Origin of the sequence: Rhizobium acaciae (assembly GCF_025941625.1) — a bacterium.
GTDB classification, from domain to species: domain Bacteria; phylum Pseudomonadota; class Alphaproteobacteria; order Rhizobiales; family Rhizobiaceae; genus Rhizobium; species Rhizobium acaciae.
Map to the genome: position 1 here is coordinate 1 of NZ_JAPCZO010000081.1, position 1,064 is coordinate 1,064.

At 57.8% G+C, this 1,064-nt stretch carries 2 protein-coding genes; one reads left to right on the plus strand and one right to left on the minus strand.

Features of this window, described 5'->3' with window-relative positions:
* Nucleotides 1-88: 88 nt before the first annotated feature.
* Nucleotides 89-307 (minus strand): hypothetical protein, encoded by a 219-nt coding sequence (locus tag OLZ32_RS39160; RefSeq protein ID WP_017992274.1) that lies wholly within the window; start codon nt 305-307, stop codon nt 89-91.
* Nucleotides 308-436: 129 nt separating this feature from the next.
* Between OLZ32_RS39160 and OLZ32_RS39165 the strand changes: the two genes are divergently transcribed.
* Nucleotides 437-994, plus strand: a complete 558-nt coding sequence (locus OLZ32_RS39165; protein WP_264400079.1) for a threonine transporter RhtB — start codon at nt 437-439, stop codon at nt 992-994.
* The last annotated feature ends 70 nt before the right edge of the window (nt 995-1,064 follow it).

Sequence of the window (1,064 nt, forward strand, 5' to 3'; positions counted from 1 at the left end):
CTGCGCATTGGCGCGGATGGTTGCTTGAGCAAGACCGTCGGCCATCACAGATTTCATCGCATCTTATGTGTGATGGGGATCAAAGCGGCTACTCTTCCTCCAGCAGTAGCGCTGTAGCCAGGTAGCCCATGCTCATCGTGCTCGCGAAGAAATAAATGAACAGCCCCTGGGCGAGGTAATTCTCAGGAGTACCTGCCGTGGAGGTTGAGGACAAAAGACCGTTCTGCCAAACCACGAACCCCACAGCGCATCCAATTGCAAACCCCGTGGCCAATCGAGTGAGTATGAAGCTGATCATGCGAGGCATGGCGGCACCTCTAAGCTAACTCGCAATAACGGCCAAGCAACGAGAATGTTCCGGCTGCAAAATGACCTTTGTCAACGACGGAGGAGGCTGACCATGCAAAAAAGCTGGCGGAACCGAGGGACCGAAGCAGTGCATCTCCTATCTTTCGCAGCCGGCGTTTTTGCGCTTCTCATCTTGCCTGGGCCGACCAACGCAATATTGGCGATGGCCTCCCAGGGGCTGACCGCCGGGCGTGCGATCGTGCTGCTTGGTACGGTCGTGTCCGCCTATCTAGCCATTGTCGTTCCGGCTTCCGGCCTGGCCGGTCCCCTTCTCCATGCGCACCTTCTGGTCGCGCAAAGCGTCAAGCTTGCCTCCGCAGCCTGGGTATTCTATCTCGCGCTGCGCCTCTGGGGCGTTGGATCCAGTCCAGCCGAGATTGTGACTGTACGGCAGTTGGCGATCACGACACTATTGAATCCCAAGGCGCTGATCATCGGGCTCACGATGATGCCCGACGCGCAGGATGTGTCGGGGATGGCCGCGACCGCGGCCCTCGCCTTCGTTGTCCTTTTCGCATCCTCGATCTGGCTGTCGACAGGCAGAATTGTTCTGGGAAGTGAAAAACAAATGCCGTTGGTGGCTCGGCGATGCGGATCCGCAACCCTGCTGGTGTTCTCCGCCGTGCTGACGTTCAGCACATTTTGACAAGCATCCAATTCCTTCGACGCTGTCACCATCAACCATAATATCGACGATCCGCCATGCCGACCGCGCC

Coding starts and splice junctions, on each gene's coding strand:
- OLZ32_RS39160 (WP_017992274.1), bottom strand. CDS start 307: ATGCCTCGCATGATCAGCTTCATACTCACTCGATTGGCCACGGGGTTT.